Below are 26,128 nucleotides of genomic sequence, written 5' to 3' on the forward strand. Positions count from 1 at the left end.
TCAGGTCCCCGGATGGGGACTACATGTTCTTGATGATGGCCTGACCGAACTCCGAGCACTTCACCTCGGTGACCGTGCCCTGGCCCTCCTGCTTCATCAGGCGGGCGAAGTCGTAGGTCACCGTCTTGTTGGCGATGGCGCGGTCCATGCCCTTGATCATCAGGTCCGCGGCCTCGTGCCAGCCCAGGTGCCGGAACATCATCTCGCCGGAGAGGATGACCGAGCCCGGGTTCACCTTGTCCTGGTCCGCGTACTTCGGCGCGGTGCCGTGCGTGGCCTCGAACACCGCGTGGCCCGTGACGTAGTTGATGTTGCCGCCCGGGGCGATGCCGATGCCGCCCACCTGGGCCGCGAGCGCGTCCGACAGGTAGTCGCCGTTGAGGTTCAGCGTGGCGATGACGTCGAACTCGTCCGGACGCGTGAGCACCTGCTGCAGCGTGATGTCCGCGATGGAGTCCTTGATGATGACCTTGCCGGCGGCCACGGCGGCCTTCTGCTCGGCGTTGGCGGCGTCCTCACCCTTGGCCGCCTTCGTCACTTCCCACTGGTCCCAGGTGTAGACCTTGTCACCGAACTCGCGGGCGGCCAGCTCGTAGCCCCACTTGCGGAAGGCGCCCTCGGTGTACTTCATGATGTTGCCCTTGTGGACCAGCGTGACGCTCTTGCGCTTGTGGTCCACCGCGTACTGGATGGCGGCGCGCACGAGGCGCTCGGTGCCTTCCTTGGAGACGGGCTTCAGGCCCACGCCCACGTTGGTGGGGAAGCGGATCTTCCCGAACTCCTTCGGGAACTCCTGCTTCAGCAGGTTCAGGAACTTCTCGGCGGCGGGCGTGCCGGCCTCGAACTCGATGCCCGTGTAGATGTCCTCCGTGTTCTCACGGAAGATGACCATGTCCACCTTGTCCGGCGTCTTCACCGGGCTGGGGACGCCCTTGAAGTAGCGCACCGGGCGCAGGCAGACGTACAGGTCCAGCATCTGGCGCAGCGCCACGTTCAGCGAGCGGATGCCACCGCCCACCGGCGTCGTCAGCGGGCCCTTGATGCCGACGAGGTACGTGCGGAACGCCTCAACCGTCTCGTCCGGCAGCCAGTTGTTGACCTGCTTGAAGGACTTCTCGCCGGCGAGGACCTCGTACCAGGCAATCTTCTTCTGGCCCTTGTAGGCCTTCTCGACGGCGGCATCGAAGACCGCTTGGGACGCGCGCCAGATGTCGCGGCCGGTACCATCTCCCTCGATGTAGGGGATGATCGGGTTGTTTGGCACGGACAGCTTGCCGTTCTGCAGGGAGATCTTCTCTCCGGAAGACGGGGGCGCCATGGGCGTACTCCTGGAAGGTGTGGCCGTGTAAGAAGAGGCGGCGGATAGTCGAAAACCCGCCCCCTCCCGTCAAGGAGTTTGGCCTTCCGCCCAGGTTGCAGGACTTATCGGAGCCAGCGGCACGGCGCGGACGTCCGCCACGCGCGCCCCAATACGGCAGTGAACGGAGGCGCGATGCAGCGCGAGAACCGGCGACAGGCGCGGCATTCCCTCCGGCGTGCAGCCTCCACGAGCGGCGGCCGTGGGTGCGGAGGGAATGGAGGACCGGCGCGAGCGCAGCAGTCCTCCAGGTCTTCACTTCCACCGCCGCGGAATCACCGCGGCGGGCACAGCGACTACCAGCTCGACATGCCGGGCGCGGGCAGCTCCACCGTCACGGTGATGCCGGTGCCGCGGGCCACTTCCAGCGTGCCGCCCACGGATTCCACCAGCTCACGCGCGCGGGCCAGCCGGCGGTGCAGCGGCCCCACCAGCATGGGCGACAGGAAGACGGCCTGCGCCTCGCGCTCCGAGAGCGAGGCCCCGGGCGCCACCACCTGGAAGCGCGGGCCCACGTCGCCGAAGTCGTCCGGAGCGTCCACCACCAGACGGACACCCTGCCCGTTCGCCGCGTCCGCGGCGTGGGCCAGCAGGAGCAGCATCACCTGCTGCATGCGCCGGCTGCTGACGCGCGCGGGGACGGTGTCCTCCGGCAGCTCCAGCGAGACTTCCACTCCATGGAGGCGGCGCGTGGCGGTCAGCAGCTCCACCGCGCCGCGAGCCATCTCCGCCACATCCACCTGGAGGCGATCAGGGGAATCCACCAGTGCGAGCGCGGGGCCGCGCACCGTTCCACCCTGCTCGAGCCGCTCCCCCGACTGCGCCCCACCCGTCGTGCTCACTGCTGCACTCATCCCTCACCTCTCGCGCTGGCCGACTGGAACAACTCTAACGAGGGGGTCTGACGATCTCCATTTCACTACGAGAAAGTACGCACAGCGTGCCCGACTTGTGACATTACAGTTGCGCGACAACATCGCCGTGATGTTGTTCACTCCAGGGCACTCACGTTTCGTGGGACTCGGAAAATGACCTGTCACCCCCGACCCACGGCCCTACATTCCCGCCAGCCAGAAAACAGCGTGGCTGGATAAATTCGGTTTGACTGTTCCTTCTGAATCCGTATGATACGGACCTATAGCGATTCGCCGCCGACCGCAGAACCGCTGGAGCAGGGAGGGACTGTGCTTGCAACTTCGACATCCGCATCAGGCGTTCCTCAGCACCGGAGAAAGGGGCTCCTGCCTATGGAAGGGGGAAATCCGCACTCCAGTTCCACCAAGCGGACGTTGGAGTTCGTCAGCCGTGATGCACTCTTCAATGTGATTCCGCTGCCGCCGGCCGAGGCGGCCCTGGATGACTCGGGCTACTCGCTGCACGGCACGGGCGCCGACGCCATCACCTGCTCGCTGGGGACGCCGGACGTCTCCATCGGTGAGGTGACGCGGCTGTCCCCCACGGTGGTGTGGGTGATGCCGCATGGCCCGGTGGACACGTCGGAGCTGCGCACGCTGCCGGTGTACCTGTCCGGCTGTGGCGTGACGCTCGGCCCCATCCGCGGTGCGTTCATCCGCACGGACGCGGAGACGCCGAACGCGCCGGTGGGCCTGCAGCTGGTGGGTGTGACGCTGGAGCAGGGCCGGCAGATCCTCTCCCTGCTGGCGGACGCGCTGAAGCGCGGCGTGGCGGAGCCGGCCGCGTCGGTGCTGCCGGTGCAGGACACCATCGACCAGGCCGAGCGCGTGCGCTCCATCCTGGTGTCCATCTGCGCCTCCGGTAACAAGGGCGTGCTGCGCCGCATGGGCCGCACGGTGCGCATGGTGCTCGAGCGTTTCAACCCCTCCACCTCGCAGCTGGAGTGGCGGACCGAGGAGCCGGTGGCCGAGTGGGGCGAGGCGCCCTTCGACATCGACGTCATCGGCTACAACAGCGCGTACCGGATGAAGCTGGACGTGGGCACGGCCGAGGGCGACCGTCTCCTCACCCCGCTGCCCGAGAAGCTCTTCCGCATCCGTCACCGGTGGCACCGCCGCGTTCCGGCCCCCGCCGGCGTCAGCGTGCGCTTCCACCACCCGCTGTGGCGGGAGCTGGGCGAGCTGTCCCGCGAAGTGGTGGACCTGTCCTTCTCCGGCATGTGCGTGCGCTGCCGCCCGGAGGACCTCGTGTTCCCGGGCCTGCTGCCGCCCATGCTCGAGCTGCGCACGGACAACGACCAGGTCATCACCCTGCGCGGGGAGATCCGCTACGTCAGCAGCGTGCGCGCGGACGGCACGGTGCTGTGCGGCCTGAGCGTGCTGCCCTACTCCTCCGACGAGGCGCGCTGGGTGCGCTTCGTGTCGCAGGCGGCCTCCCCCAACACCCGCACCAGTGAGAACCTGGAGGACGGGCTGTGGGACCTCTTCACCCGCTCCGGCTTCTTCAGCCTCGCGGGCAAGTCGGCCGAGGAGTTCGAGGAGCTGCGCCTGGCCTTCCGCACCATGGCGAAGCGGGCCGCCGAGATTCCGCAGCTGTTCTGCCAGGCGGTGTGGCCGTCCGAGCGCGGGCTGGAGGCGACGCTGTCCTTCATGAAGCCCTACCGCCACGCGTGGATGGGGCACCAGGTCGCCAAGCGCCCCGGCAAGCCGCCCTCCAACGTGACGGAGCCGGGGCAGATCATGCGCGACCTGTACCTGCGCACCTTCGAGCACCCGCAGAGCGACCCGGACTTCAAGTGGGTGGTGGCCTACGTCGAGGCCCTCAACCCGTGGATTGCCAAGGCGCACGTCCGGTACGCCGAGCGGCAGATGGAGACGGGCGCCGGCCTGGCCTTCACCCGCAAGGTGCACATGCTCGACGTCTTCAGCCTCGAGCTGACGGGCCGCACCTTCGACGGACTCTCGGTGGGCTCCGCCACGCCGAACGAGTTGACGCTGCTGTCGGACACCATCGCCCGCACGCGCCCCACCTGCTACGCCGAGGCGCTCGACTTCACCCGCGACCGCATCGACATGCGTCCCGTCCAGGCCCGCTGGAAGGAGTTCGGCCTGGAGCGTGAGCGCGAGGTCCTGGTCGCGCGCCGCGGGGGTGTTCCGGTGGCCGCCGCCGTCGTGGAGATGGGCCAGCTGGGTACCAATCTCTACAGTCTGTTGGACATGGCCCGCCTGTTCTCGCTGACCGAGGCGGGGCCGTCCGCATATGTCGCGCTGGTTGATGCCGCTCGTCGCTGGTACTCCGCGCGCCGTCGCACTTCGTTCCACTACATCTGTGAGGACGAAGGGGGGGAGTACGTGCAGGAGGCCGGCATCCACGCGGGGCCTGATCCGTACATGTGGATCATCTCCTCGAAGCTGATCCCGGACTTCCTCGAGCACATCAGTGAACTGACCATCGGGCGCCGCAGCGCTCTCACCACTCGCCAAGGGTAATTGAAATGAGCAAGAAACTCGTGGAGGAGCTGTACGTCCCGCACGTCAAGGAGGCGCGTGAGCGGCTCAAGACGAACCCCGCGCTGAAGGCCCTGCTGGACCCGAATGTGAATCCGGCGCTGGTGGAAGGCTTCCTCATCCAGCTCAACTCCCTGGGCGTGTACATGACGGAGCCCGTGGACGGGTGGATCCGCCGCGCGGGTGAGGCGACGGTGAAGATGGGCCTGGTCGAGGTCGGCGAGAAGCTGACCACCCACGCCAAGCACGAGGAAGGTCATCACCTGATGATGATCGAGGACACCAAGTCCCTCGTGGCCCGGTGGAACAAGCACCGCACGCCCAAGCTGGACGCGGAGGCCCTGATTGCCCAGGCCCCCACCCAGGCGATGAAGGACTATCGCGCCATCCACGAGGAGACCATCGTCGGTCCGATGCCGGCCTCGCAGGTCGCCATCGAGTACGAGATCGAAAACCTGTCCGTGGTGTTCGCCCCCGGTCTGATGGACCAGGCGAAGCGCGTGCTCGGCGAGGACATCATGGAGGCGATGTCCTTCGTGAAGGAGCACGCGGAGATCGACGTGGGCCACACCGCGCTCAACGAGTACATGCTGGGCAAGCTGCTGGGCCAGGTGCCCGAGGCGGCTCCCATCGTCGGCCGCACCGGCGCGCGCGCGCTGGAGATCTACCTGAACTTCATGGCCGACTGCGTGGAGCGCGCCGAGCAGATGCTGAAGTCCGCCGCCGCCTGAGCTCCCACAGTTCCTGAAGCCTCGCGGGCGTCACGGGCACGAGTGTGCCCGCGGCGCCCGTGGCTTTTTCAGTCCCCTGCCCTTCCAGCGAGGATGGACACGCTCCGGTTCACCCGGCGCGGCGGACCTCGCCGCGGCTCCGGCGCGCCAGCGGGCGGATGCGTCCGCGCAGCGAGCCCTGCAGGTGCCCCAGGTCCCCACCTCCCGCCGTGCCGTAGACGTAGCGGTCCGGGCGGAGCACCACGAGGTCCGCCGCGTGCCGCGCGAACCAGGCGCCGAGCCGGCCCTCCACGTCCACCACCCCTTCCGCCCGGATGGAACCGGTGCGCTCCGCCGCGGACACCGGCAGCCAGCGCGCGCCCAGTTCCGCCGCCAGCGTCCGGGCCTCGCGCTGCGCTTCCAGTGAAGCCCCGGGGCGGGTCAGCACCGCGAAGCCCTCGCCGAGGACGTCGTCCAGCAGGGCGGAATTTCCGTCCGGCAGCGCCACGCGCGGCTGCGGGAAGTAGGTGCCCTCCGGGGCGTCCTTCTTCGCGCGGCGGGCGTTGACGAGGAAGCCTTCCTCCAGCGGCATCATCGGCTTGACCTTGTACTGGCGGATGAAGTCACCGGTGACGGGCAGGCGGTAGAGCAGCTGGATGAGGGCGTTGCGCGCCCGGGCCAGCACCTTGCCGCCCGTCATCATCACCTTGCCCATGGCGTCCGAGCTGCGGATGACCTCCGCCACGTGCGCGCGCCGCTCCTGCTCGTAGGTGTCCAGCAGGGATGCATCCGCCGCGCCCCCGAGCACCAGGCCCAGCTTCCACGCCAGGTTCGCCGCGTCCCGAAAGCCCGCGCACAGCCCCTGCCCCAGGAAGGGCGGCATCAGGTGCGCGGCGTCTCCGAGCAGGAACGCCCGGCCCACCCGCCACTTCTCCGCGAGACGGCTGTGGTACGAGTACACGTTGGCGGAACGGACCTTCACCGACGCCGGGTCCAGGTAGTGCGCGATGAGGCTCCGCACGAACTCGGGCTGGCGCGCCGCCTCCAGGTCCTCGTCCGGCGCGAGGATGATGTCGAAGCGCATCTCGTCGCGCGCCGTGCGGGTGATGAAGCCGCGGCGCTTGGGGCCGCAGAGGTACGCCGTGAACTCCGGGTCCGGAGTGGAGGTGGCCACGGTGATGGCGAGCGAGTGCTCCAGCGCCGTCGTCCCCTCGAGCTTCAGCCCCAGGCGCCGGCGGATGGCGCTGTGCGCGCCGTCGCAGGCCAGCAGGTAGCGGGCGTGCACCGTCACGGCGTGCTCGCTCGCGCACTCCTTCACCCGCGCCGTCACGCCCTCGTCGTCCTGCACGAAGGACTCGACCTCGTGGCCCTGCCAGAGGCTCACGTGGGGGAAGCGCGCCATGCCCTTGCGCAGCGCGGCCTCCAGCCGAGGCTGCTGGAAGAACGCGCCCACGAAGTGACCGAAGGGCTGGTCCACCTTCGTGAAGTCCACCTCCGCCAGCGAGCGCAGCTCGTCGTCCAGGTACTTCAGGAGCCGGCACGGGAAGAAGCCCGGCCCCAGCTCGTCCACGAGGCCCACCGACTGGAAGATGCGCTGCGCCTCGTCATCCACGCTGATGGCGCGGGACTGACCGTGGGGCGCTGGCTCCCGCTCGACGACGAGGGTGCGCACCCCGTGCTGCCCCAGCAGGTTCGCAGCCATCGCTCCCACAGGCCCACACCCGACGATGATGACATCAACAGACTCTGGAGCCATGTCCGCCTCCCGTTGCGCGACCTGCGAGCTGATCTGCCTTTGAGCCGATTCCCCCCTTGACCTGGGAGATAAAGATATCAAGACAACCTGACAACCCCTCCGGTCCGATTCTGACTCCCGTCGAATGCTGAGCGGACCGGCGCCGGACTGCCTGAACCCATCCTTTTCCCCGCATCACCTGTTTTCCCCTCGGAAACCGGCCCCACTCCCCACTGCCTGGTGGCCCTCCGCTCCGAGCGGCCCGCGCTCCGGAGCGACCCCACCGCGTCCTGTGTCCCCCACCAACCGCTTCATCTATTTGAACGCACGAGCGGAAATACCTTGCATGTCTGAGTTTCGCCTTCCCGGAATCGTTGCCGAATGACGACGGCGTGTCTCAATGCCCTGAGTGGGATGGCACCCGGCCAGGGGCAGGCACCACCGCAACCTGGTGTCTGCCATTCCTTGGAGGCTTCAAGATTGCGCCCGGGCGGGACGACGCGGTGCGCTGCGGGATGAGGCCTCGCCTGCCCGGCAGCCAACATGGCGGAACCGTGACGCGAGCCCCCTGTCGGGAACTCGGCAGTGACGCCCCACTCCAACGCGCGGCGTCGTGATTTCCAGGGCTTATGGGGGTTGGATGCAGGCTCCGCAGTTCCTCAAGGAGCAGACAGATGGAATGGCTCGAGTTCCCCCGTTGGTCCCCCGAAGTGGAGCGGCAGCTGGCGATGCAGGCCGCCCGGTTGGGCGCGGCCATGAGCCGGGGAGCCCTCACGGCCCGCCGGCCCGGCAGCAGCGCCACCGTGGCGGCGGCGTACCGGCTGAACGCGATGCTGCGGGCGTACCCGCGCACCAACCCCTGGGGCCACCCCGCCTCCGAGTGCTGAGCGCCTCGCGCTCCTGAAGCCCGGCCCGTCCTCCTTCGACGGCGCCAGGGCCCGGTCAGCGCGGGAGACCGCGGCAAGGCCCCTCCTCCGCCCTCACCCGAGGGACGGGAGCGCGGCCCCCGGTCTCGACTTTGACTCCAGAATCAGGCTTCCCGCGTCAGCCGATGGAGCGCTGGCGGAGCACGGTGCGCTCGACCTTGCCCATGGCGTTGCGTGGGAGCGCGTCCACCCAGGTGAAGCGCGCGGGCGTCTTGAAGCCCGCGAGCGACTGGCGGCACCACGCGTCCAGTGCCTCGGCCGAGGGCATGGGCTGGCCGGCGCGGAGCGCGAGGAAGGCCACCGGGACTTCGCCCCAGCGGGCGTCCGGCACGCCCACCACCGCGGCCTCCTGCACCGCCGGGTGGTTGGCGAGCACCGCTTCAATCTCCGCGGGGTAGAGGTTCTCTCCCCCCCGGACGATGAGGTCCGTGCGGCGTGAGAGCACGGTGAGGCGACCGTGCCCGTCGAGCACGCCCACGTCCTTCGTACGCAGCCAGCCGTCCCGGAGGACGTCGCGCGTGGCATCCGGGCGCTTCCAGTAGCCAGCCATCACCGTGGGGCCGCGCACCTCGATGTCCCCTTCCTCGCCGGGGCCTTGCGCGGTGCCGTCCTCGCCGACGATGCGAACGTGCATGCCGGGGAGCGGAGGTCCTGCAGTGCGGCCGTCGGCTTCGCCGGGGCGCTCCGTGGTCACCTGGGAGCACGCCTCCGTGAGGCCGTAGGTCTGGAGCGCCAGCAGTCCCGCGGCTCGCGCGCGCGCCAGCAGCGGGACGGGGACCGGGCCTCCGCCGATGAGCGCCAGCCGGAAGGTCGGCGGCACGGGCCGGTCACCGCGCGCGTCCAGGACGCGCTCCAGCGTGGTGGCCACGAGGCTCGCGTGCGAGATGCCCTGCGCGTCGATGGCCCGGTTGACCGCGTCCGCGTCGAAGCGGTCGTGGAGGATGAGTGCGCCGCCCTCGTAGGCGGTGCGCGTGAGCATGGCGAGTCCGCCCACGTGGAAGAGGGGCAGCGTGCCCAGCCAGCGGGGCGCGGGATGTGCGCCCAGGTTCGCCGCGGAGGCCCGGGAGGAGGCCCGGAAGTTGCCCTCCGTGAGCACCGCCCCCTTGGGTCGCCCCGTCGTCCCGCTCGTGAAGAGGACCACCCTGGGCGCGTCCTCCGTCAGTGGCCCACACGTGAGGGATGGCGTGAGGTGAGGGGCGACGAAGGACTCCAGGGGCTCCGTGCCGGGGAGCCGGTCCAGCAATGCGCCCAGGGCGAGCACCAGGCGGGGCTCCACATCCTCCACCAGCGGCGCCAGCTCCACCCGCGTGAGGCGCGCATTGAGGGGGGCCAGCACGGCGCCCAGGCGCCCCAGGGCCCAGAAGAGGCACACGGACGCCACATGGTTCGTCGCGAGCAGCGCCACCCGGTCCCCGGCGCCGACGCCCCGGTCCTCGAGGGCCCTCACCCACCGGCCCACCTCCGCGTCCAACGCCCGGTACGTCCACGCGCTGCCGGCGAAGGTGAGCGCCTCCGCCTCCGGGTGCCTGTGGGCTCCTTCGCGGATGGGACAGGTCCAACCGCCTCGGGGTCCAGCATCACCGGTCTTCGGGTCCGTCATCCTCGGGCCTCGGGTTCCATGGGCCGTGTCCGTCCGTTGCCATGGCGCGGCTCGGACGGCGCCAACACCGTCAGCCCACCGTCTCGGGAGCCAGGCCCAGGCCGGGCGCCTGGGGCAGCCGGATGTGCCCGTGCACGGGGCGATACGGGTGCGAGGCGGGCTCGTGCGCGAAGAGGCGCCCCACCGCGAGCCCCGATGCCAGCGCTCCCGAGGGCAGCGCCGCCGCGAGGTGCGTCGCGCCGGCCCGCGCCACCACTCCGTCCAGCGAGCTGGTGACGTACGCCTGCATGCCCAGTCGCGCCGCCCGCATCGCCACCACCAGGCACGGCAGCAGCCCGCCCAGCACCATCGGCTTGAGCACCACCGCGCCCACCGCCGGGCCTCCGCCCATCAGCGGGTCCACCGCCAGCAGTGCCCGCAGCGCCTCTGGCGAGCCGAGCGACTCGTCCGCCGCCACCATGCACGGTGCCCTCCGCTGCACCCGCCACAGCGCCGCCAGGTCCTCCGGCGGCGTGGGCTGCTCCACCAGCTCCAGGCCGTACCAGCCCAGCTTGTCCAGCGCGCGCTTCGCCTCGGGCTCGGACCAGCCGCCATTCGCGTCCAGCCGCAGCTTCACGTCCGGCCCCACCGCCTCGCGCACCGCCTTCACGCGCTGCTCGTCGTCCTCCAGCGAGCGGCCTGCCACCTTCAGCTTCAACGTCCCGTAGCCCTCGGCCACGGCCTTGCGCGCATCCTCCGCCAGCGCCTCCGGCCCGTCCCCGAATAGCAGCGCGTTCACCGCGACCTCCGTACGCGCCTCCTCCGCCAGCAGCCAGCACAGCGGGACGCCCTGCCGCTGCGCCAGCAGGTCCAGCAGCGCCAGCTCCAGCGCGTGCTCCGAGGCGGGCATGGGCCCTTCCGGCGTGGTCTGGCGAGAGCGGATGCGCACGCCGTCACCTCGCGCCACCGCCGGCGGGAACGGGGACAGTGTGTCCTCGATGGCGCGCACCGAGTCTCCGAGGAACTGCCCCTTCAGCGCGTCGAGCCAGGCCCCCAGCGTGGCGCCGCAGTCCGCGAGCGACTCCGTGCCGAACTCCGGCAGCGGCATCGCCTCGCCAAGGCCCACGTGTCCCGCTTCGTCCTCCAGGCGCACGAGGAATCCCTCGCGCGCCGTATAGGTGCTTCGGGACGTTTTCAGGGGCTGGAGCAGCTCCAGCCGCAACGGGGTGAACGACGCCTTGGCGATGCGCATGGGCTCACATCATCTCAGGTACAGCCCCAACGCGAACAGCAGGCCGTAAACAAGCTGCAGCCGCGCCGTTCCCCCCAGGGCCGGGTTCAGCGCGGCCCCATGCGCGGTCAGCATCAACCTCAGAGGTGGAACCGCCAGCGGAAGACTCAGCAGGGCCAGGAAGACCCAGGGGCCTGCCTGCCCCAACGCGTACATGGCGAAGGGCGTGGCATAGGACAGCACGAGCAGCAGCACGTACTCCGCGCGGCCCATACCCGTACCGAAGCGCACCACCAGCGTGCGCTTGCCTGCCTTCACGTCCGTCGAGGCGTCGCGCTGGTTGTTCACCACGATGAGCGCGGTGCCGATGGCCCCCACGGGGACTGCCGCCCACCACGCGGCCGGGTCCACCGTGCCCGCCTGCACGTAGTACGTCCCCGTCACCGCCACGAGCCCGAAGAAGATGAAGACGAACAGGTCTCCCAGCCCGTGGTAGCCCAGCGGGAAGGGTCCGCCCGTGTACGCGAAGCCGCACAGCAGCGACGCGACGCCAATCGCGATGATGGGCCAGCCGCCCACCACCACGAGGTACAGGCCCACCGCCGTCGCCAGCCCGAAGCACACCGCCGCGCCGGCCAGCACCGTGCTCGGCGCGATGAGCCCGCTCTGCGTGACGCGCTTGGGACCGAGCCGCTCCTGCGTGTCCGCGCCCTTCTTGAAGTCGTAGTAGTCGTTGATGAAGTTGGTGCCAATCTGGATGAGCACCGCGCCCAGCAGCGCCGCGAGCGCCGGAAGCGCACGTCCCACGCCCAGACCGAACGCGAGCGCCGTGCCCACCAGCACCGGCACCAGCGCCGCCGTCAGCGTCTTCGGCCGCGCCGCCATCACCCAGAGCTTCAGGCCGGGACGCGGCTTCTCCACCGAGGGATTGACTCCAGGAACCGACGTGCTCACGAGCCCATCCTCCCCGCGCCCGCCACCGTGGCGGCGGGGCTGTCGAACTGCGGCGCCTCGTACCAGGGCGTCTGGAGGAAGCCCAGCACCTCGCGGGCGTACGCCTCCGGCGCCTCCAGGTGCGGTGCGTGGCCGCAGTCCGCGAAGGCGTGACGCCACACCACCGGCAATTCCGCGGCCATGCGGCGCGCCGTCTGGGTGAACTTCGCGTCCTTCGCGCCGGTGAGCAGCAGCGTGGGCAGCCGCTGCGCGTGCAATTCCGGCCAGTAGTCCGGCTGCACACCCAGGCCCAGGCACTCCAGCGCTCCGGCGAGCCCCTCCGGCGTGCAGGCGCGGCGGCGGGCGCGCAGGGCGTCTCGGCGCTCGGGCGACAACTGGCGCAGTCCTTCGAAGAGGGGCAGCGCCTCCCAGCGGTCGACGAAGGCATCCACGCCCCGGGCGCGGATGAAGGCCGCGAGCTGCGCGTCGGCCTCGCGCCGCGCCGTGCGCTCCTGACGGCGGTGCAGGCCCGGCGAGCCGCTCTCCATGATGAGCCGGCCGAACCGGTCCGGTGCGCGCACGGCCGCCGCCAGCGCTACGCGCGCGCCCTGCGAGTAGCCCAGCAGATCCACGGGCCCGTGCCCCAGCCGGTCCACGAGCGCGACCAATGCGTCCACCGTCTCCAGGAAGCCCTCGCGCCCCGTGTGCTGCGGCAGCGGCGTGGCCCCGTGGCCTGGCAGGTCCACGGCGATGGCCTTCACCGCGCGGCCCAGGAAGGGGCGCAGGTCGTCGAAGGAGCTCCGGCTGCCCGTGAAGCCGTGCAGCAGCACGAGCGGCCGGGGGCCCTCGCCCCACGTCTCATATGCCAGCGTCACGCCCATGGTCCGTCTCCCAGTGCGGCAGCCATCCGAGCGAAGAGCTGCCGGTGCTCGTCCACGTTGGCGGCGCGGTCCACCCGCACCTCCACCAGATGCAGTCCACCCTCGAGTCCCTCGCGCACCGCCGCGCGGAGCGCCGTGGGCGTCCGGGGCCGGTGCAGGCGCGCCCCGCCGAGCGCGGCCGCGTGGGACAGGTCCACCCCATGCGGGGTGCCGAAGAGGGACTCGAAGTCGTCCGGCCGCGCCGCCTGGGCCACCGGCAGGAACGAGAAGATGCCGCCGCCGTCGTTGTTCACCACGACGACGGTGAGCGACAGCCGTGCACGCGACGCGGTAACGAAGGCGCCCACGTCGTGCAGCAGCGCCAGGTCCCCGGTGAGCAGCACCGCCGGCCGCCCCGCCGCCGCGGCCATGCCGAGCGCGCTGGAGACGATGCCGTCGATGCCGTTCGCCCCGCGATTCGCCAGCACCCGCAGCGGCACCGTGCCCGCCGGAGCGAAGGCGTCCACATCGCGGATGGGCATGCTGCTGGACACGAAGAGCGGCACCCCGGACGACAGCGCCGCCACCACCTCGCGTGCGATGCGCGGCTCGTTGAGCACCTCGGGCTGCTCGGCGAAGGCGGACTCCAGTTCCGCGCGCGCCAGCCGCTCCGCGCCCAGGAAGCTCCGCGCCCACGGCCCCGCGCCGCGCGAGAGGCCGCGCGTCAACGCCTCGCACGCAGCCACCGCCGAGCCCTCCACCACCAGCGCCGCCCGGTGCGCCGGGTCGAACAGCGCGCCGCCGTCGCTGAAGAGGACGATGTCCGCGCCAGACGCGTCGAGCCACTGCTGCGGCACCTTGGGCGTCAGCCCTCCGCCGAAGCGAAGCACCAACTCTGGACGGTGCGCCTTCGCGAAGGGCGCGTGGCGCAGCAGCGCGTCGTAGTGCGACACGGTGAGCGGGCCACCGCCGTAGCGGGCCTGCGAGGTGGCCTCGGCCAGCACCGGGTAGCCCGTCGCCTGCGCCAGCGCGCTGATGGCCTCCGCGAAGCCATCCGCCTCGTCGCGCGGGCCGCAGACGATGACACCCCGCTCGGTGGCGACGATGCGGCGGCGCACGTCCTCCAGCGCGGCCGCATCCGGCGCGGGCGTGGGCGGGACGATTCGCGTGAGCGGCGCCCCGGGCCGGCCCACCTTTGCCAGCGCGGACAGTCGCTCTTCACCGAAGGGCTCCACCACCGGAGCCAGCGGCTCACGAAAGGGCACGTTGAGCTGCACGGCGCCTCGTGGCGCGCGCAGCGCGGTGGCCACCGCACGGGCGGCGGTGGCGCGCAGGTGGGCCACGGCCACGTCACTTGCCTCGGGCTGGCCCAGGTCGGCGAACAGGCGCGCGTGCTCGCCAAAGAAGCGCGCCTGCGACACCGTCTGCGGCGCGCCCCACCCCTGAAGCTCCAGCGGCCGGTCCGCCGTCAGCACCACCAGCGGCACATGGGCCAGCGACGCCTCGATGACGGCCGGGTAGAAGTGCGCGCCGGCCGTACCGCTCGTGGCCACCAGCACCACCGGGGTCCGCGACTGCTTCGCGAGTCCCAGCGCGAAGAAGCCCGCGCTCCGCTCGTCGATGACGGACCAGGTCCGCAGCCCCTCCGCTCGCGCGCACGCCAGCGCCAGCGGCGACGAGCGCGAGCCCGGGCACACCACCGCGTGCCGCACGCCCCCGCGCGTCAGCTCTTCCAACAACGCGCGCGCCCACAGAACGTTGACGTTAGCGTCTGACGACATCCCCGCCTCCCAGCGCCCGCAACATGGCCAGGCTCTTCATCTCCGTCTCCCGCCACTCGGCTTCCGGAGTGGAGCCCGCCACCAGCCCCACGCCCACGAACAGCCGCGCCTTCGCCCCTCGCACCAGCGCCGACCGCAGCGCCACCATCAGGTGCGCGCGCTTCGGCCCCACCCAGCCCACCGGCCCCGCGTACCAGCCACGGTCCAGCCCTTCGTGCTCCACCAGGAATGACAGCGCCCGCTCACGCGGGAAGCCGCCCACCGCTGGAGTCGGATGCATCGCCGCCACCACCTGCGCCGCCGTGACTCCGGGCTTCAAGTCCGCGCGGATACCCGTGCGCAGGTGCACCACGTTCTTCAACGTGAGCAGCGCGGGCTCCGAGTCCGACGTCACCTTCTCCGACAGGGGGCGCAGCGTCGCGAGGATGTAGCGCACCACCGAGTCGTGCTCGCGCAGGTCCTTGTCGTGCCCCTTCAAGCCCTCCGCCTGTCCCGGCGCCGCCGTGCCGGCGAGGGCCTCCGTCTGGAGCACCTGCCCGTCCACCCGGCACAGCGTCTCCGGCGTGGCGCCCAGGAAGCAGGCCCCGTCCGGAGCGCGGAAGAGGAAGGTGGCGCAGCGAGGGTTCTGCTCGCGCAGCCGCGACAGCACGTCCACCACGTCGAAGGCCGCCGGCCCTTCGACGTCCAGCGAGCGCGCCAGCACCACCTTCTGGAGGTGGCCCGAGGCAATCGCCTCCAGCGAACGCTCCACCCGCGCCTCGAAGGCCGGACGCGACGACGACTGCGACAGGGGCACCGCAGCGCCCTTCGGGTGCCGGTACGTCTCCGGGAAGCACGCGCGCACCCGCTCCAGCCGCGAGCGCACCGCGTCCTCGCCACCCCGTCCCTCCGGCGCGAAGGCCGCCACCATCAGGCCCGCGTCGGCGCGCCACACCAGCACCTCCGGCAGTGTCCAGCGCGCCACACCGTGCGCGTCCCACGCCGCATCCGGCGCACCGGTGGCGCCGAAGCGCATTCCTCCGAACCAGGGGCCGGGCATCGACTCGGGCGCGTCACCCACCCAGCGCAGCGACAGGCCGCCCAGGGACGCCAGCGCGGCCGGGGCCTGGGACGCGTCCTCCGCCACCACCACCGCGGCCTCGCCCCAGCCGGCCGCGGCCTCCTGGGCCAGCGGCCGCTCCCAGTACACCGATGGAACGCCCAGCACGTCCGCTCCCGCCAGCGGATCCCCCACCGCCAGGGGCATCATTCCGGCCACCCAGCGCTGGCCCTCAACGGGATTGAGCGTCTTCATCAGCGTTCCTCATCGATGATTGCCTCGCAATCACCTTCGGTTGTCTTCTAAGCCATCTCGGCTATACATGCACCAAGGAGTTCAAAACCTCTTGAACTCCATGAATTGGAGGGTCCGTGGGAGGCGAGCGGCCAGACGCACCCGCACCGGCGGTGTCGGGGCGGGACACAGGCGCGAGGAAGGTGCTGCGTTCCTCGCGGCCCGAGGGCACGCGCGTCAAGGTGGGCGCCGTGGAGGTCGGCGGCCCGGGCTTCGTCGTCATGGCGGGGCCGTGCGCGGTGGAGGGCGCGGAGCAGGTGGATCGCGCCGCCGCGGCCGTCGCCGCAGCCGGGGCCCACATCCTCCGGGGTGGCGTATTCAAGCCACGCACCAGTCCCTACGCCTTCCAGGGCATGGGCGAGCCGGGCCTGCACGTGCTGGCCGAGGCCGGGCACCGCCACGGGCTGCCCATCATCAGCGAGGTGATGGAGCCCTCGCAGCTGCCGCTCATGGAGGAGTCCGCGGACATCCTCCAGGTGGGCGCGCGGAACATGCAGAACTACTCGCTGCTACGAGCTTTGGGAAAGTCGCGCCGGCCGGTTCTGCTCAAGCGGGGACTTTCCGCGACGATGCAGGAGTGGCTGCTGGCGGCGGAGTACATCCTCGACGGCGGCAACGAGCAGGTGATGCTGTGCGAGCGCGGAATCCGCACGTTCGAGACGGAGCTGCGCAACACGCTGGACCTGGCGGCGGTGGCATGGGCGAAGCAACGCTCGCACCTGCCCGTCATCGTGGACCCGTCGCATGCGACGGGCGTCCCGGAGCTCATCCTCCCCATGTCGCTGGCGGCCGCGGCCGCAGGGGCGGATGGATTGTTGATTGAAGTCCACCCCCGGCCGGAGCAGGCAATGTGCGACGGCCACCAGGCCCTGACACCCGAGCGCTTCCAGACGTTGATGCGCCGGCTGCCAGCCGTGCTAGGAGCGGTGGACCGACACCTTTGGAGGCCGGAAGGTCCGGCCCAGGTCGCGAGGGCTCGATGAGCACCGAAGTCCGTCAGATGTTTTCTTCCATCGCTCCGCGGTACGACGTGACGAACGAGGTCCTCTCGTTCGGCGTCCACCGCCTGTGGCGCCGGACCGCCGTGCGTCTCAGTGGTGCGAAGGAGGGCAGCACCGTCCTCGACTGCGCCACCGGCACCGGCGACCTGGCCATGGTCTTCAAGCGCAAGGTGGGCGGCTCCGGCCGCGTCGTCGGCACCGACTTCTGCCCGGAGATGCTGGAGAGCGCCCCCGCCAAGGCGGCGAAGGCCGGCCTCCAGGTGGAGTTCCAGGTGGCGGATGCGCTCGCCCTGCCCTTCGCGGACAACTCCTTCGACGTGGCCTCCATCGCCTTCGGCATCCGCAACGTGGATGACCCGGTGAAGTGCCTGAAGGAGATGGCCCGCGTGGTGCGCCCCGGCGGCCGCGTGGTGGTGCTGGAGTTCGGTCAGCCCGACGGCGTCTTCGGCGGGCTGTTCCGCTTCTACAGCAAGACCATCATGCCCGCCGTCGGCGGACTGCTGACCGGCAACCGCGCCGCGTACGAGTACCTGCCCCGCACCTCCGCGGCCTTCCCCAGTGGGGACAAGTTCGTGGAGCTGATGGAGCAGTCCGGCGCGTACTCGGAGCGGGCCGCCCACCCGCTGACGTTCGGCACTGCCTACGTCTATGTCGGCACCGTCCGCTGAGGAGCGAAAGCGCCTCGTTGAACTGACGCTCGCCTCCGTCGACCCCCGGCTCGCGCCGGGGCTTCGCGAAGCGCTCGCCCTTCCCGGGCCCGCCCTGCTGCCGGCACCCGGGCAGACGGTGGCGATTGCCGGCCACCGGAGCGCGGGCAAGACACGCCTGCTGCCCCTGGTAGGCGGGTTGCTTGGCAGAACGGGACTGGACCTGGATGCGCACCTGGAGCGCATCCACGGCCGCCCGCTGCGCAGGTGGGTGGTCGAGGCACCGGCGGAGTTCCGCGCCGCCGAGCGCAGCACCCTGTTGGAGCTGCCGCCCGGTGGGCTGGTGTCCCTGGGAGGCGGCTTCCTCTCCCACCATGCGGAGGCACTGACGGGCCTGTTCACGCTGCTCGTCCCCATCAGCTTCGACACGTACCGCGAGCGCCTGCTCAGGGACCGGACGCGCCCGCGCCTGCGCCCCGAGCTCTCGCTGGAAGACGAATTGTCCGCCGTGTTCCATGAGCGAGAGGCACTCCACGCTCGCGTCCCCACGGTGGCTCTGGTGGATTTCCTCCGGGGCTGCCTCACCACCGAGGTCCTTCCGTGACGCCCGCCCGTCGCGTCGTCACCCTGCCCCCTACCGTGCTCGGCCTTGGCGCCGTGCACTTCGCGCGCGACGGTCAGCGCAGGGGCGCGGACGTGCTCGAGCTTCGCACCGATTTGCACGCTCCCGACGCCATCGACGTCGAGGCGCTCGCGCAGGTACTCCCGTTGCTCGTCTCCGAGCGGGGCAAGCCCCTGCCGCCCGCCTGGGTCTCCGCTGCCTGGCGCGTGGACCGTGACTTGAAGGACACCCGGGGACGTGAGGGCGCGCTCGATGCTCCCGCTGGAAAGCTGCTCGCGTCGCACCACGCGGAGCGCCAGCTGTCCACCGCGGAGGCCCTGAAGCTGTGGGAGCGCGAGCTGCCGCCAGATGCCCTGGTGAAGCACGTGGAGCCCATGCACGGGCCGGAGCACCTGCGCACGTTGCTGGAGACACAGTGGTTGCTGATGCAACGCTTTGGCGTGACGCGAGTCACCGTGCTCGGCATGGGCCCGGTGGCGCTGCCGGCGCGGGCGGTGCTGGCGCGCAACAACGTGCTCGACTACGTGGCGACGGGAGGCACCTGGGCCGCGGCGCCGGGGCAGCGGCTGCTCGACGACGTCGTCCGGGAGATGCGCGGGGCGGACCGCCTGACGCTGGACCCGCCCCTGCGGCTGGGCATCCTCGGCACTTCCATTGCCCACTCGCGCTCGCCGCGCATCCACCGGCAGCCGTTCGACCGCATCGACCTCCCCGAGGACGCGCCCGTCGAGACGCTCGTGGACTCGCTGCTGCCGCACTACGCGGGCTTCGCCGTCACCAGCCCCTTCAAGCTCCGGCTCGCGCAGCACACGCGCTCGCCGCTGCAGGCCATCAACACGCTGGTGCGCCGGGCCAACCGCTGGGAGTCCTTCAACACCGACACGTACGGCGCCCTCACGGTGCTGGACCGGCTCAACGCGATGGACGCCTTCGTGCTGGGTGACGGCGGCGCCACCGCGGCGATGCGAGCCGTGGCGGGGGAGATTGGCTGCAACCTGCGCGTGTTACGCCGCGCCGACATCCGGGCCCCGGTGACCGGGGCGGGCGTGTGGACGTGGCCGGACCGCGTGGCCCCGCCGGAGCAACTCCGTTTCAATAAGGCGCGCGTCGCGGTGATCGCATACGGTGCACCGGGTCGGCGCATCGCCGCGGAGATTCAACGCCGTGGCGGGACGCCGGTCCTGCTGGGCGCGGCGTGGTTCGTGGCGCAGGCCCGGCGGCAGCGCCAGCTCTGGGAGTCCGCGACATGAACACCTTTGGCACCCTCCTCCGTTTGACGACCTTTGGCGAGAGCCATGGGCCCGCGCTCGGCTCCATCATCGACGGCTGTCCCGCCGGCGTGCCCCTCACCCGCGAGCAGATTCAGGTCGCCCTGGACCGCCGCCGCCCCGGCCAGTCCGCGCTCGTCACCGCCCGCAGCGAGCCCGACCAGGTGGAAATCCTCTCCGGCGTGTTCGAGGACAAGACGCTGGGCACGCCCATCGCCGCCATCGTCCGGAACACCAACCAGCGCTCGGGCGACTACGAAAAGCTGAAGCAGGAGGACCGCCCCGGCCACGCGGACGCCGTGTGGCGCGAGCGCTTCAAGCACCGCGACCACCGAGGCGGCGGCCGCACCAGCGGGCGCGAGACGCTCTGCCGCGTCATCGGCGGCGCGGTCGCCGAGGCGTACCTCGCCCGTGATTTGCCCTCCATCCGCACCGTCGCGTACGTGTCCCAGGTGGGGGACCTCGTGTCCGCCGTGCCCGCGCCCGGCCTCACGCGCGAGCAGGTGGACGCGCACGCCACGCGCTGCCCGGACGTCGCCCTCCGCGACGAGATGTCCCGCCGCATCCTCGCCGCGAAGGAGGCCGGTGACAGCCTGGGCGGCTCCATCGACGTGCGCGTGGAGGGCCTGCCCGTGGGCCTGGGCGAGCCCATCTTCGGGAAGATCAAGGCGCTCATCGCGCAGGCGCTCGGCAGCATCGGCGCGGTGACGGGCGTCGTGTGGGGGCCGCCGGACCTGCTCCAGCGCATCGGCCAGCCCGGCACCGTCTTCCACTCGGTGAAGGACGCCTACGGTGGCATCCAGGGCGGCCTCGCCAATGGCGAGCCCATGCAGGTGCGCGCGTTCTTCAAGCCGCCCGCCACGCTGATGGACCACGCGAAGGGCGGGCGCCATGACCCGTGCATCATGCCCCGCGCCGTCCCCGTGCTGGAGGCGATGGTGTCGCTGGTCATCGCCGACCTCGTCCTCCAACTGAACGCCCGGCCCCACACGCTATGAGCAGCTTCCTTCCTCCCGGCGCCTACCGTCCTCCCGTCGACCGCTGGGGCACCTTCGCCCGGCTCTCCGCGAGCCTCCCCGAAGGCAGCGTGGCGGTGGTGGACCGCACCGTGGCGAAGCTGCACCCGGCGCTCATCTCCACGCTGGAGGCCCGCCGTCCGCGCGCCATCATCCAGCTCACCGGCGGCGAGAGCGCCAAGACGTTCACCGCGCTGGAGAAGGTGCTCGCGGGGGGCCTGTCCCTGCCGCGCTCCGGCACGCTGCTGGCCGTGGGTGGCGGCACCGTGGGCGATGTGTCCACCGTGGCCGCGCACCTGCTCAAGCGCGGCGTGCGGCTGGTGCAGGTGCCCACCACGCTGCTGGCGGCGGTGGATAGCAGCCTCGGCGGCAAGGGCGCGGTGGACATGATGGTGCGCGGGCGCGTGGTGAAGAACCCCGCCGGCGTCTTCCACTACGCGGAGGAAGGCTGGCTCTGCCCGGAGTTCTTCACCACCCTCTCCGAGACGCAGGTGCGCGAGGGCTCGCTCGAGGCGTGGAAGATGGTCATCAGCCTCGATGCCTCCCTCTTCCGCCGCTACGTCCGCAAGCCGCCCGCGCTGGAGAAGCTGGTGAAGGACGCGCGCGGCCTCAAGGAGCGCGTCTGCTCGCAGGACCCGTACGAGCACCAGGGCCTGCGGCGCGTGCTCAACTTCGGCCACACCTTCGGCCACGTGCTGGAGAGCGTCTCTCGCTTCAAGCTGTCGCACGGTGACGGCGTGGGCCTGGGCATGCTGCTGGCCCTGGACGTGGGCCGCCGCCTCGGCGTGACGCCCGAGCCCGTGGCCGCCCAGGCGGAAGCCGCCCTCGCCAATGGCCCCGGTGTCCAGGGCCGCGAGCGCGCCGCCGCCCTGCTCCGCCGCGCGCTGATGAAGGACATCGTGACGCTGCTCAACGCGGACAAGAAGGCGGGCAGCGCGGGCGAGTTGCGCATGGTGCTGCTGACCGCCATCGGCTCCACCGAGGTGCGCGACGTCGCCGAGAGCACCTGGCGCGAGCTGTGGCCCGCCTGGACGAAAGGTATCCGCCCATGAGCTCGACGAGCGTGTCCCGCATCCTCGTGGACCCGGCCGGCCTGCGCGCCGCGCCCCTCACCCCGCCCGTTTCCAAGTCGGACGCGCAGCGGGCGCTGGTCCTGGGCCACCTCACCGGCGCGTGGCCGCTGCCCTCCGTGCAGGCCGAGCCGGACGAGGACCTGCCCGCCGACGTGCGCGTGCTGCGCCGGGGCGTGGAGGCCCTGCGCCAGCCCCCGGGCCCCGTGCGCGACGTGGACTGCGCGGACGGTGGCGCCCCTTTTCGCATCCTCGTCACCCAGGCCGCGGTGACGCCCGGCGTTCACGTGCGCTTCACCGGCACGCCCCGCCTGGGCGAGCGTCCTCATGGCCCGCTCTTCACCTCGCTGCGCGACGCGCTCGGGTCCGCGGGCCTCTCCCTCACGGAGGGCAAGCCCTGGCCGGTGGAATTGCGCGCGCCCCGGGACACCACCGCCGTGGCGCCGGTATTCCGGGTGCCGGGCGCGCAGAGCAGCCAGTACGCCTCCAGCCTGCTGCTGGGCTGCGCGGCGCTGTACCTGCGCGAGCGCCGTGCCTGGAGCGTGGAAATCGAAGGCCCGCTGACGAGCGCCGGGTACCTGGAGCTCACGGTGACGTGGCTGAAGCGCTTCGGCTTCGTCATCCAGGAGTCACCGTCGCGTTACACCGTGGCCGGGTACGCGGCGCCCCCGAGCGTCCCTTCGCTGCCGGGCGACTGGTCCTCCCTGGGCTACCTGCTGCTCATCTCCTGGAAGGCCGGCGGCACCGTCGAGCGGGCGGACACCGGCAGCGCACACCCGGACGACGCCATCGTCCGCCTCATCGAGCAGGTGGGCCTGAAGGCCGTGCCCGCCGGGCCGCTCCACACCCTGAAGGTCGAGGGACGGCTGTCCGGCGGCCTGCGGGCCTCCGGGAAGGAATGCCCGGACCTGCTGCCCACGCTGGCGGCGCTCGCGTGCGTCCTGCCCGCCCCGTCCACCCTCACGGAGGTGGGCATCCTCCGCGTGAAGGAGAGCGACCGCCTGGAGGGCATCCGCTCGCTCGTGGCGGCCATTGGAGGCACCACGGACCTCCAGGGGGAGTCACTCGAAATCCGTCCCCCCGCCGCGCCTCCCGCGCGTTTCGAGATGGACAGCCGGGGCGACCACCGGATGGCGATGACGGCAGCCACACTGTGTGTGCTGTCCGGTACGCCACTCCTGCTCACCGGCCCCGAGTGCGTGGAGAAGAGTTTTCCCGGCTTCTGGCGCCAACTCGAGCGTTCGGGCGCTCTTATTTCTGGCGCGCAGTAGAACCATCAGTGTCCGCCCTACGGACTTATCGTTCTTTTTTGTTGAAAGCGCTCTGCGCCCTGTGAAATCTGCGCCCATGGCCAAGGACACGCTGACGATCACCGACAATCGGACCGGGAAGACGTACGAAGTCCCGATCGAGAACGGCTGTATTCGCACCAACGCTCTCCGCCAGATCAAAGCCAGTGAAGAAGACTTCGGGCTGATGGGCTACGACCCGGCGTTCCTCAACACGGCCAACTGCAAGAGCGCCATCACCTTCATCGACGGTGACAAGGGCATCCTCGAGTACCGCGGCTATCCCATCGAGCAGCTCGCGGAGAAGTCCAGCTTCCTGGAGGTCGCGTACCTCCTGCTGAACGGCGAGCTGCCCACGCCGAAGGAGCTCGAGCAGTTCATCCACCTCGTCACGCATCACACCTACGTGCACGAGAACGTGAAGTCCTTCATGGACGGGTTCCGCTACGACTCGCACCCCATGTCCATGCTGGGCTCCACCGTCGCCGCCCTCTCCGGCTTCTACCCGGACGCGAAGAACATCAAGGACGAGCGCAGCCGCCGCATCCAGATCACGCGCCTCATCGCGAAGATGCCCACCATCGCCGCGTTCTCCTACCGGCACAGCATGGGGCTGCCGTACATCTACCCGGACAACGACCTGTCCTACGTCGCCAACTTCCTGGCGATGATCAAGCGCATCGGCACCACCACCTACAAGGTGCACCCGGTGCTGGAGCGCGCGCTGGACGTGCTCTTCATCCTCCACGCGGACCACGAGCAGAACTGCTCCACCACGTCCGTGCGCACCGTCGGCTCCTCCGAGGTGGACCCGTACTCGGCCGTCACGGCGGGCATCGGCGCCCTCTACGGCCCGCTGCACGGCGGCGCCAACGAGGCGGTGCTCCGCATGCTCCGCGAGATCGGCCACATCTCGAAGATCCCGGACTTCATCAAGTCGGTGAAGAGCGGCGAGGGCGAGAAGAAGCTGATGGGCTTCGGCCACCGCGTCTACAAGTCCTACGACCCGCGCGCCAAGGTCATCAAGCGCGTGGCGGACGAGGTCTTCGAGGTGACGGGCAAGAACCCGCTGCTCGACATCGCCCTGGAGCTGGAGAAGATCGCCCTCCAGGACGAGTACTTCGTGAAGCGGAAGCTGTACCCCAACGTCGACTTCTACTCGGGCCTCATCTACGAGGCGATGGGCTTCCAGGTGGAGATGTTCCCGGTGCTCTTCGCCATCCCCCGCACGGTGGGCTGGTGCGCGCAGTGGGAGGAGATGGTGACGGACCCGGAGCAGAAGATTGCCCGTCCCCGTCAGGTGTACACGGGCTCCAAGCGCCGCGACTACATCGCCATGGACAAGCGCGCCGCGAAGTAACCGGCGCCGCACGGGCCCGCGCGGCAGCAGCGCGGGCCTGAAGTGAAGAGGGGCGAGGAACCCGCGAGGTTCCCCGCCCCTTCGCTTTTGCGGGCCCTCCAGAGGGCCCGGACGGCCTCAGCCGTGGGCCTCGGCGCCGTGCTTGGACTCGGCGTAGAGCGACTCGATGAGGGCGGCGTACTTCTCCTCCACCACCTTGCGGCGCACGCTCAGCTTGGGCGTCAGCTCGCCGCCCTCCAGGGAGAACTCCGTCTTCAGCACGGCGAAGCGCTTGATGGTCTCGAAGCGGGCCAGCTTCGGGTTGACCTCGCGCTCAATGGCCTGCTGGAGGAACTCGTGCAGTCGCTTGTCCTCGGAGAGCGTGGCCAGGTCCGTGGGCCAGCCCTTCTCCTTCGCCAGGACGAGCGCCTTGTCGGTCTCCAGCGCCAGCAGGGCCACGAGGTAGTTGCGCCGCTCCCCAATCACCAGCGCGTGGCCCACGCCCGGAAGCGCCTTCAGCAGCTCCTCGATGTTGCTCGGGGCCGTCTTCTTCCCGCCGGAGGTGACGATGATTTCCTTCTTGCGGCCGGTGATGTGGACGAAGCCCTCCGCGTCCAGCTGGCCCACGTCACCGGTGTGCAGCCATCCGTCCTCCAGCAGCTCCGCGGTGGCTGCCGGGTTCTTGTAGTAGCCCATGCAGACGTTGCCGCCGCGCACGAGGATTTCGCCGTCCTCGGCGATGCGCAGCTCCACGCCCAGCATCGCCCGGCCCACCGTGCCCAGCCGCGTGGCGTCCTCGGTATTCACCGTGCCCGGGCCCGTCACCTCCGTCATGCCCCACACCTCGTGGATGACGATGTCGATGGACGCGAAGAAGTCCAGCACGTCCCGGCCGATGGGTGCCGCCGCGGTGGCGAAGAACTCCACCCGGTCCATGCCGATGCGGGCCTTGAGCGGCGCGAAGACGAGCTTCTTCGCCAGCTGGTACTTGCCCTCCATCAGCACGGGGATGCGCTCGTGGCGCATGGCGCGGGTGTTGCGCTCCATGGCCACGCCGCGGGCCCAGTCCACCAGCCGCCGCTTCATGGGCGGCTGCGAGTTCAGCCCCGCCTCCGCCTTCACCTTGAACTTCTCCCACACGCGGGGCACGCCGAAGAAGAAGGTGGGCCGCAGCTCCTTCAGGGCGTCCGGCATCTTGTCCACCGACTGGGCGAAGTACACCTGGATGCCCATCAGCAGCGGACAGTGCAGGGAGATGATCTGCTCGGCGATGTGGGACAGCGGCAGGTAGGAGATGAGCGACGGCACGTTGTTCTTCCCGAACTCCACCGACTCCTTGAGCTGGTTCGCCGTCCACACCAGGTTGTGGTGACTCAGCATCACCCCCTTGGGGTGGCCGGTGGTGCCGGAGGTGTAGATGAGGGTGCCCATCTGCTCGGGCTTGAGCGCGTTGACGCTGTCCCAGTACGGCCCCTCGTCCACCCCGGTGCCCTTGGACATGACGTCCGCGTACGTCAGCACACCCTCGGGCAGCACGGCCGGCGGGTCGATGACGATGAGGTGGCGCAGCGCGGGCAGCTTCTGGCGCAGGGCCAGGCCGGTGCGCAGGTGCTTCTCGTTCTCCACCACGAGGACGGTGGCCTCACAGTGTCCGAGGATGTACTCGAGCTGATCCAGCGAGCTGGTGGTGTACAGGCCCACCGGCACCCCGCCCATGGCGATGGTGCCCAGGTCCGCCACGTGCCACTCCTCGCGGTTGAAGCCGAGGATGCCCACCGGCTGCCCGGCGCCGAAGCCCAGGGCGTGGAGGCCCAGGGCGAAGCGACGGACCCTCTGCGCGTAGTCCGCCCAGGAGGTGGGCACATAGGCGCCCCCCTGGAGCTTCCAGAGGGCCGGCTGCTGCTCCAGCTGGGTGGCCCGGTCGTGGAGTGCGTGAACGACGGTCTTCGGTAGTTCCATGGGCGGAAGGTAACGGATGCCCACCCGGCCCCGCCAGCAGCGTCGCGCGT

21 protein-coding genes are annotated in these 26,128 nt (G+C 70.6%); 11 read left to right on the forward strand and 10 right to left on the reverse strand.

The features are described from left to right. Window positions 1–19: 19 nt before the first annotated feature. On the reverse strand, window positions 20–1,318 hold the full coding sequence (gene icd / locus G4D86_RS01490) for an NADP-dependent isocitrate dehydrogenase (RefSeq protein ID WP_163988587.1): 1,299 nt from the start codon (window positions 1,316–1,318) through the stop codon (window positions 20–22). Between the two features lie 335 nt (window positions 1,319–1,653). Then, entirely contained in the window at window positions 1,654–2,211 is a 558-nt protein-coding gene (locus G4D86_RS01495; RefSeq protein WP_240359984.1) for a histidine kinase, read from the reverse strand. 393 nt (window positions 2,212–2,604) lie between these two features. On the opposite strand from G4D86_RS01495, the gene G4D86_RS01500 reads away from it, so the two are divergent. Both G4D86_RS01500 and G4D86_RS01505 read left to right on the forward strand, forming a co-directional pair. Next, on the forward strand, window positions 2,605–4,761 hold the full coding sequence (locus tag G4D86_RS01500; protein ID WP_205519422.1) for a PilZ domain-containing protein: 2,157 nt from the start codon (window positions 2,605–2,607) through the stop codon (window positions 4,759–4,761). A gap of 5 nt (window positions 4,762–4,766) precedes the next feature. Further along, a complete protein-coding gene (locus G4D86_RS01505; protein WP_205519423.1) occupies window positions 4,767–5,510 on the forward strand; it encodes a hypothetical protein in 744 nt (247 codons plus the stop codon). A gap of 109 nt (window positions 5,511–5,619) precedes the next feature. Here the strand turns inward: G4D86_RS01505 and mhpA are convergent, their stop codons facing one another. Then, window positions 5,620–7,245 carry a bifunctional 3-(3-hydroxy-phenyl)propionate/3-hydroxycinnamic acid hydroxylase MhpA gene (mhpA, locus tag G4D86_RS01510; RefSeq protein ID WP_163988591.1) on the reverse strand — a complete coding sequence of 542 codons (1,626 nt, stop codon included), beginning with the start codon at window positions 7,243–7,245 and terminating at the stop codon, window positions 5,620–5,622. A 653-nt stretch (window positions 7,246–7,898) separates the two neighbouring features. Between mhpA and G4D86_RS01515 the strand changes: the two genes are divergently transcribed. Next, a complete protein-coding gene (locus tag G4D86_RS01515; protein WP_163988593.1) occupies window positions 7,899–8,111 on the forward strand; it encodes a hypothetical protein in 213 nt (70 codons plus the stop codon). Between the two features lie 157 nt (window positions 8,112–8,268). Here the strand turns inward: G4D86_RS01515 and menE are convergent, their stop codons facing one another. From menE to G4D86_RS01545, 6 genes are all read right to left on the reverse strand, one after another. Further along, window positions 8,269–9,750: an o-succinylbenzoate--CoA ligase gene (gene menE, locus G4D86_RS01520; RefSeq protein ID WP_163988595.1), complete on the reverse strand. Its 1,482-nt coding sequence runs from the start codon at window positions 9,748–9,750 to the stop codon at window positions 8,269–8,271. Window positions 9,751–9,820: 70 nt separating this feature from the next. Beyond that, complete coding sequence (gene menC / locus G4D86_RS01525; protein ID WP_163988597.1) at window positions 9,821–10,981, reverse strand: o-succinylbenzoate synthase; 1,161 nt, start codon at window positions 10,979–10,981, stop codon at window positions 9,821–9,823. Between the two features lie 9 nt (window positions 10,982–10,990). Continuing rightward, complete coding sequence (locus tag G4D86_RS01530) at window positions 10,991–11,914, reverse strand: 1,4-dihydroxy-2-naphthoate polyprenyltransferase (protein ID WP_163988599.1); 924 nt, start codon at window positions 11,912–11,914, stop codon at window positions 10,991–10,993. Then, the gene (gene menH / locus G4D86_RS01535) at window positions 11,911–12,774 is read right to left on the reverse strand and encodes a 2-succinyl-6-hydroxy-2,4-cyclohexadiene-1-carboxylate synthase (RefSeq protein WP_163988601.1); all 864 of its coding nucleotides are present in this window, start codon (window positions 12,772–12,774) and stop codon (window positions 11,911–11,913) included. Before menH ends, G4D86_RS01530 begins: the two co-directional genes overlap by 4 nt. Further along, window positions 12,765–14,534, reverse strand: coding sequence for a 2-succinyl-5-enolpyruvyl-6-hydroxy-3-cyclohexene-1-carboxylic-acid synthase (gene menD, locus G4D86_RS01540; protein WP_163988603.1), 1,770 nt, complete (start codon window positions 14,532–14,534; stop codon window positions 12,765–12,767). Before menD ends, menH begins: the two co-directional genes overlap by 10 nt. Beyond that, window positions 14,518–15,828, reverse strand: a complete 1,311-nt coding sequence (locus tag G4D86_RS01545) for an isochorismate synthase (protein ID WP_163988605.1) — start codon at window positions 15,826–15,828, stop codon at window positions 14,518–14,520. The genes menD and G4D86_RS01545 overlap by 17 nt, the downstream gene beginning before the upstream one ends. A 182-nt stretch (window positions 15,829–16,010) precedes the next feature. On the opposite strand from G4D86_RS01545, the gene aroF reads away from it, so the two are divergent. The 8 genes from aroF (at window position 16,011) to G4D86_RS01585 (ending at window position 24,140) form a co-directional block, all read left to right on the forward strand. Continuing rightward, window positions 16,011–16,850 carry a 3-deoxy-7-phosphoheptulonate synthase gene (aroF, locus tag G4D86_RS01550; RefSeq protein WP_275899088.1) on the forward strand — a complete coding sequence of 280 codons (840 nt, stop codon included), beginning with the start codon at window positions 16,011–16,013 and terminating at the stop codon, window positions 16,848–16,850. Beyond that, on the forward strand, window positions 16,847–17,536 hold the full coding sequence (ubiE, locus tag G4D86_RS01555; protein ID WP_163988607.1) for a bifunctional demethylmenaquinone methyltransferase/2-methoxy-6-polyprenyl-1,4-benzoquinol methylase UbiE: 690 nt from the start codon (window positions 16,847–16,849) through the stop codon (window positions 17,534–17,536). The genes aroF and ubiE overlap by 4 nt, the downstream gene beginning before the upstream one ends. Beyond that, window positions 17,517–18,119, forward strand: coding sequence for a shikimate kinase (locus tag G4D86_RS01560; protein ID WP_163988609.1), 603 nt, complete (start codon window positions 17,517–17,519; stop codon window positions 18,117–18,119). The genes ubiE and G4D86_RS01560 overlap by 20 nt, the downstream gene beginning before the upstream one ends. After that, complete coding sequence (locus G4D86_RS01565) at window positions 18,116–19,387, forward strand: shikimate dehydrogenase (protein ID WP_163988611.1); 1,272 nt, start codon at window positions 18,116–18,118, stop codon at window positions 19,385–19,387. The genes G4D86_RS01560 and G4D86_RS01565 overlap by 4 nt, the downstream gene beginning before the upstream one ends. Further along, on the forward strand, window positions 19,384–20,403 hold the full coding sequence (gene aroC / locus G4D86_RS01570) for a chorismate synthase (protein WP_163988613.1): 1,020 nt from the start codon (window positions 19,384–19,386) through the stop codon (window positions 20,401–20,403). Before G4D86_RS01565 ends, aroC begins: the two co-directional genes overlap by 4 nt. Then, window positions 20,400–21,473: a 3-dehydroquinate synthase gene (locus G4D86_RS01575; protein WP_163988615.1), complete on the forward strand. Its 1,074-nt coding sequence runs from the start codon at window positions 20,400–20,402 to the stop codon at window positions 21,471–21,473. The genes aroC and G4D86_RS01575 overlap by 4 nt, the downstream gene beginning before the upstream one ends. Beyond that, window positions 21,470–22,762, forward strand: a complete 1,293-nt coding sequence (locus G4D86_RS01580) for a 3-phosphoshikimate 1-carboxyvinyltransferase (RefSeq protein ID WP_205519424.1) — start codon at window positions 21,470–21,472, stop codon at window positions 22,760–22,762. The genes G4D86_RS01575 and G4D86_RS01580 overlap by 4 nt, the downstream gene beginning before the upstream one ends. A 76-nt stretch (window positions 22,763–22,838) precedes the next feature. Then, window positions 22,839–24,140 (forward strand): citrate synthase, encoded by a 1,302-nt coding sequence (locus G4D86_RS01585; RefSeq protein WP_163988619.1) that lies wholly within the window; start codon window positions 22,839–22,841, stop codon window positions 24,138–24,140. Window positions 24,141–24,257: 117 nt separating this feature from the next. Here the strand turns inward: G4D86_RS01585 and G4D86_RS01590 are convergent, their stop codons facing one another. Beyond that, entirely contained in the window at window positions 24,258–26,078 is a 1,821-nt protein-coding gene (locus tag G4D86_RS01590; protein ID WP_163988621.1) for an AMP-dependent synthetase/ligase, read from the reverse strand. Window positions 26,079–26,128: the final 50 nt, after the last annotated feature.

Source organism: Pyxidicoccus caerfyrddinensis (assembly GCF_010894405.1).
Taxonomy (GTDB): Bacteria; Myxococcota; Myxococcia; order Myxococcales; family Myxococcaceae; genus Myxococcus; species Myxococcus caerfyrddinensis.

Coding starts and splice junctions, on each gene's coding strand:
- icd (WP_163988587.1), bottom strand. CDS start 1,318: ATGGCGCCCCCGTCTTCCGGAGAGAAGATCTCCCTGCAGAACGGCAAG.
- G4D86_RS01495 (WP_240359984.1), bottom strand. CDS start 2,211: ATGAGTGCAGCAGTGAGCACGACGGGTGGGGCGCAGTCGGGGGAGCGG.
- G4D86_RS01500 (WP_205519422.1), top strand. CDS start 2,605: ATGGAAGGGGGAAATCCGCACTCCAGTTCCACCAAGCGGACGTTGGAG.
- G4D86_RS01505 (WP_205519423.1), top strand. CDS start 4,767: ATGAGCAAGAAACTCGTGGAGGAGCTGTACGTCCCGCACGTCAAGGAG.
- mhpA (WP_163988591.1), bottom strand. CDS start 7,245: ATGGCTCCAGAGTCTGTTGATGTCATCATCGTCGGGTGTGGGCCTGTG.
- G4D86_RS01515 (WP_163988593.1), top strand. CDS start 7,899: ATGGAATGGCTCGAGTTCCCCCGTTGGTCCCCCGAAGTGGAGCGGCAG.
- menE (WP_163988595.1), bottom strand. CDS start 9,750: ATGACGGACCCGAAGACCGGTGATGCTGGACCCCGAGGCGGTTGGACC.
- menC (WP_163988597.1), bottom strand. CDS start 10,981: ATGCGCATCGCCAAGGCGTCGTTCACCCCGTTGCGGCTGGAGCTGCTC.
- menH (WP_163988601.1), bottom strand. CDS start 12,774: ATGGGCGTGACGCTGGCATATGAGACGTGGGGCGAGGGCCCCCGGCCG.
- menD (WP_163988603.1), bottom strand. CDS start 14,534: ATGTCGTCAGACGCTAACGTCAACGTTCTGTGGGCGCGCGCGTTGTTG.
- G4D86_RS01545 (WP_163988605.1), bottom strand. CDS start 15,828: ATGAAGACGCTCAATCCCGTTGAGGGCCAGCGCTGGGTGGCCGGAATG.
- ubiE (WP_163988607.1), top strand. CDS start 16,847: ATGAGCACCGAAGTCCGTCAGATGTTTTCTTCCATCGCTCCGCGGTAC.
- G4D86_RS01560 (WP_163988609.1), top strand. CDS start 17,517: ATGTCGGCACCGTCCGCTGAGGAGCGAAAGCGCCTCGTTGAACTGACG.
- aroC (WP_163988613.1), top strand. CDS start 19,384: ATGAACACCTTTGGCACCCTCCTCCGTTTGACGACCTTTGGCGAGAGC.
- G4D86_RS01575 (WP_163988615.1), top strand. CDS start 20,400: ATGAGCAGCTTCCTTCCTCCCGGCGCCTACCGTCCTCCCGTCGACCGC.
- G4D86_RS01580 (WP_205519424.1), top strand. CDS start 21,470: ATGAGCTCGACGAGCGTGTCCCGCATCCTCGTGGACCCGGCCGGCCTG.
- G4D86_RS01585 (WP_163988619.1), top strand. CDS start 22,839: ATGGCCAAGGACACGCTGACGATCACCGACAATCGGACCGGGAAGACG.
- G4D86_RS01590 (WP_163988621.1), bottom strand. CDS start 26,078: ATGGAACTACCGAAGACCGTCGTTCACGCACTCCACGACCGGGCCACC.